The following is a 3,138-nucleotide window of genomic DNA, read 5'->3' as shown; positions in this document are numbered from 1 at the left end:
GGCATTGAGGATGGCATCACGGGTGAACTGGTGGCGGCTGGAGTGCCTAAAGGTCATATTGTGCTGGCGTTCCATCCGCCCCAAGTGCGAGAGCATACAGGATACGCGATCGCGTAGCATCTGCAAAACAAACTGCGAACTGACTTGTCAGCGCAACGCGATCGCATACCCTAGTTGGGCGATCGCCTATTTCTATGAGAGGAAAAAAGGCGATCGCATATTCTTTCGGAAGGAGGAAAGTAGGAGCGATCGCGCTTTGGCAATAATCAAAGCGCGATCGCATTCTCAACTCTACAAAAAAATGATCGCACTCTTACCTCATAACAAATGCGAGCGTACTCAATTCCCAATTGAGCGAACCGACTTGTCGGCGCAACGCTATCGCACTTTCACTAATTCCTAAAAGCGATCGCACTCTCAACTCTGCATTCTTGGCGACCGCGCTTTTGTAGAGTAGTTCACAGCAATGTATTGCACCTCTGTTATCATCCGTTCCACTGAGAATCTGTTTCATTTGGCGTGCAAGGTCTTCACACTGAGCGGAACTCAGCGATTTATTACCATGCTGCAATGCTGGTTTCGATTGTGCATATAGCTCACCAGCCTTTAAAAAGTTATAGTCGGATTCGTCAGTGCTAGGGTCAGATTCGCCACTTCGAGAGATTGACTCATAGCTGTGGATGTCATTATTCCAAGTATTGCTATTCCAAGTTTCAGCCCAACTTGAGACATGGTTTTATCAAAACTCTACAGCAACGGGGATGGAAGATTCTGTACCTCAAATGGCAGCGTCACTTCTGAAAGATGAGATGTAGCCCAATCGTGCCAATCTTCATTAAGCAACAATTGTCCTGCGAGTCTCTGAAATATTATGCTTTCGCCATTGAATAATAATACTGCATCTCCTGAAATCTGACGCAGCAGCTCTATAGTTACCCATAATAAGGTATGCTTTCCTCCCTCATAATTCACATTAGAATTGATCTGAAACCACACATCTATCGTCGGTCTAAATCCAAACGCTTCTTCAATAACAGATTGACGAATATCTAACTGAGGGTGCGCTCCTACCAATATTCCTGAACCAAACAAGCAGGGATTTGAGGAAGCTGAATCCCACTCAAGGTCAAACCCTTTGGACACAATATGTAATGCTTGTATCGGCTTCAGATCGGTTGCTATGGATAAATCATAGTCTAATGACATTTATACCTCCTATTAGACATGAGTATTACGGAAAAAGTGGGATAATTGTCGTACCCCTTACCACAATTATCTCTTGGAGATCTGGTACGGGATGGATTTGCTGGGTGGGTTTGTGGAAGGCGTAGAGTTTGATCGGTTGAACGATGATGAATTGAAATTGCTCTTTGGTGTAGCCTAAGCATTGCATGGCGGCGGTGAGTTGGATATCGTAGCCCGTGTAGGTGGGGGGACGCAAGAGGATGATTTTGTCATAGCCTTGTTGGAATATTTGATGGTAGCGGGCGATGTCTTCTAGGAGTTGGGTGAATTCGCCGTCGCGGTGTTGCAGAACTCTGTCGCAGTCGTCGCCAAAGTCTGCGGTTTTGATGAACCAGTCTTTGGGCTCGTCTTTGAGGGAGGCTTGTTCAACGTCGGGGGGTAAGTCTGCTGCTAGTTGACGGGAGAGGGAGGCTTTGTAAAGCTGGTTGCTAGTTTGAATTGAGTTAAAAAAGACTTCAATATCAGGTAAGTTTTCTTGATTATCTACACTTTTTGCAATAACTAAATTGTTGCCGTTTTCTAGGATGTTTTTAACAGCCGTTGTCAGGGAGCAACGAAGATAAGCTGAGGAAGGAATAGCTTCTAAAGGATATTCGGTGATGCTCAACCAAATTTTAGCCGTTTTTTGGGATAATGCTATCATAATTCATACTTCAAATAGGATGATATTTGATGATTTAGTTTCTCAAATGATTACGAAGTTAGTGCTAAGGATTGTTTGGCTATTTGTTCGATGACAAGCGATCGACAAAGTGCTTCAATTTTGTTGTTTCCACCGATATCAAAAAATAGATGCAGCCATTCATCAGGGGAAAGCGAGAGGTTTTCTACCCAAGGGGAGGGAGTGACTTTACCCCAGCCGATAATTGTGCCAAGATTAGCCGGGATTAGCTCTAAGTCGTTAGGATTTGAATTGAGTTGTATATCAAGCCGAATGCAGGATTTCAGAATAAGTTTTAGGGGTTGCTCGGTGGTGGCAATTTCTGAAGTTGTGTTAGTTGGATTGAATTCCCAGTAGTAGTTGAGATTGAGGATGTAATTATAGGGAAATTGCCATCCCATTGAGAGCAATTCTGCTTCAGTAAAGTCGTATTGTTGCCAAATTTCTTCAAAATTCATAGTTTGGTTTGGGGTTAAATTAGGGAAGTAGAATAAAATGGGTTTCTGCACGAGTTCCAGGTTGTCCGAATGCGTTTAGGGGTTGTTCTCCCGGTGCGCCACCTCCAGGGCCATTATAAACGCGGGTATAGGATGAATCATCAGGTTTAGTCATTATTCTGACGCTAGATTGATTGTTTGGGCTAGTCCAGATTGTGCCGGTACCGCTTTTTGATCCGCCTCTAGCTGGGGTGGATATCCAAGCTGAGGCGGTGAGTTCGGTTTCTAAGGTGGTTTTGTCAATTCCACTGACAAGTAAATTGAGGATATCGGCGGCAGTTAGGATGTTACCTGATGGCATGGGTTAGGGAGGTTGGATTTTTGTTAGGGATGCGATCACAACTTTGGGGAATGGTTGAGGTGCGATCGCCTGTAGTTCAGAAACCGGGTTTTTGCACAAGATATCGGTTAAGAGGTAAAGGCGATTGCCTACGGCACGCTGCGCGAACGGAAAAACCCGGTTTGTTTTGTTGGGGGAAGAAAAGAGCGATCGCGCTTTGGCAATAATCTCTTGCGATCGCATCTTCATAACCTCAACTGCAATCAGCGCGATCGCTCTCTACGATTTCAGATAATAAAAGAGCGAACTGACAGGTCGGCGCTTCCCTATCGCACTCAATTCCTCACAGGAGCTTGCCCGACTTGTGACTAGGGCGCGATCGCACTTGTTGACATCCTCTCCGGAGATTACCGACAAGTCAGGCAAGCACTTTGTTGGGGTATAGGATAGCGTTG

At 45.0% G+C, this 3,138-nt stretch carries 6 protein-coding genes; 1 reads left to right on the top strand and 5 read right to left on the bottom strand.

Features of this window, described 5'->3' with window-relative positions; all coding sequences use genetic code 11:
- Positions 1-117 (top strand): element excision factor XisI family protein (locus tag AC2VDX_RS23170; RefSeq protein WP_378184072.1); only part of this gene is annotated, 117 nt, incomplete at its 5' end.
- Between the two features lie 630 nt (positions 118-747).
- On the opposite strand, the gene AC2VDX_RS23165 is transcribed toward AC2VDX_RS23170, so the two are convergent.
- Genes AC2VDX_RS23165 through AC2VDX_RS23145 form a run of 5 tightly spaced genes read right to left on the bottom strand, consistent with a single transcriptional unit; the run spans position 748 to position 2,926 of the window.
- Positions 748-1,206, bottom strand: coding sequence for a SitI3 family protein (locus AC2VDX_RS23165; RefSeq protein ID WP_378184070.1), 459 nt, complete (start codon positions 1,204-1,206; stop codon positions 748-750).
- Positions 1,207-1,231: 25 nt separating this feature from the next.
- Entirely contained in the window at positions 1,232-1,888 is a 657-nt protein-coding gene (locus AC2VDX_RS23160) for a nucleotidyl transferase family protein (RefSeq protein ID WP_378184068.1), read from the bottom strand.
- Between the two features lie 50 nt (positions 1,889-1,938).
- Complete coding sequence (locus tag AC2VDX_RS23155; protein ID WP_378184066.1) at positions 1,939-2,364, bottom strand: hypothetical protein; 426 nt, start codon at positions 2,362-2,364, stop codon at positions 1,939-1,941.
- A gap of 19 nt (positions 2,365-2,383) precedes the next feature.
- The gene (locus AC2VDX_RS23150) at positions 2,384-2,704 is read right to left on the bottom strand and encodes a hypothetical protein (protein WP_378184064.1); all 321 of its coding nucleotides are present in this window, start codon (positions 2,702-2,704) and stop codon (positions 2,384-2,386) included.
- Between the two features lie 3 nt (positions 2,705-2,707).
- A complete protein-coding gene (locus AC2VDX_RS23145; protein ID WP_378184062.1) occupies positions 2,708-2,926 on the bottom strand; it encodes a hypothetical protein in 219 nt (72 codons plus the stop codon).
- Positions 2,927-3,138: the final 212 nt, after the last annotated feature.

The organism is Coleofasciculus sp. H7-1, assembly GCF_057473865.1.
This window is presented reverse-complemented; position numbering and strand designations above follow the sequence as displayed.

Bases quoted from the DNA above. Each gene is read 5' to 3' on its own strand.
- AC2VDX_RS23165 (WP_378184070.1), bottom strand. From the start codon at position 1,206: ATGTCATTAGACTATGATTTATCCATAGCAACCGATCTGAAGCCGATA.
- AC2VDX_RS23150 (WP_378184064.1), bottom strand. From the start codon at position 2,704: ATGCCATCAGGTAACATCCTAACTGCCGCCGATATCCTCAATTTACTT.
- AC2VDX_RS23155 (WP_378184066.1), bottom strand. From the start codon at position 2,364: ATGAATTTTGAAGAAATTTGGCAACAATACGACTTTACTGAAGCAGAA.
- AC2VDX_RS23145 (WP_378184062.1), bottom strand. From the start codon at position 2,926: ATGCGATCGCAAGAGATTATTGCCAAAGCGCGATCGCTCTTTTCTTCC.
- AC2VDX_RS23160 (WP_378184068.1), bottom strand. From the start codon at position 1,888: ATGATAGCATTATCCCAAAAAACGGCTAAAATTTGGTTGAGCATCACC.